This is a genomic window from Bacillus sp. LR--39, from assembly GCF_053613335.1.
In genome coordinates, this window is record NZ_JBSIOT010001544.1 from 1 (window position 1) to 526 (window position 526).

Below are 526 nucleotides of genomic sequence, written 5' to 3' on the forward strand. Positions count from 1 at the left end.
GTCTGGCATCTAGTCCTTCGCCCCTAAGAATCAAAACATAAACGTGTTTGGAGGAGAGAGCTTCCGATGGTCAGCATCCGCCGCAGCTTCGAAGCGTATGTCGATGACATGAATATCATTACTGTTCTGATTCCTGCTGAACAAAAGGAAATCATGACACCGCCGTTTCGGCTTGAGACAGAAACAACAGTTTTTCCTCTGGCTGTCAGGGAGGAATACTCCCTTGAAGCAAAATACAAGTACGTCTGCGTATCCGACCATCCTGTGACATTTGGAAAAATCCATTGCGTCAGAGCATCCAGCGGCCACAAAACGGATCTCCAAATTGGCGCGGTCATCCGGACGGCTGCGTTTGATGACGAATTTTATTATGACGGAGAGCTGGGCGCCGTTTATACCGCGGATCATACCGTATTTAAAGTATGGGCGCCTGCTGCAACATCAGCTGCTGTCAAGCTTTCACACCCCAATAAAAGCGGGCGCACATTCCAAATGACTCGGTTGGAAAAAGGCGTCTATGCCGTTA

The 526-nt window shown here is 48.9% G+C and carries 1 pseudogene; it reads left to right on the forward strand.

What is annotated here, in order from left to right:
- Positions 1–66 precede the first annotated feature (66 nt).
- Positions 67–526: pseudogene (locus tag ACWHAR_RS31695) on the forward strand (type I pullulanase); the annotation flags it as partial.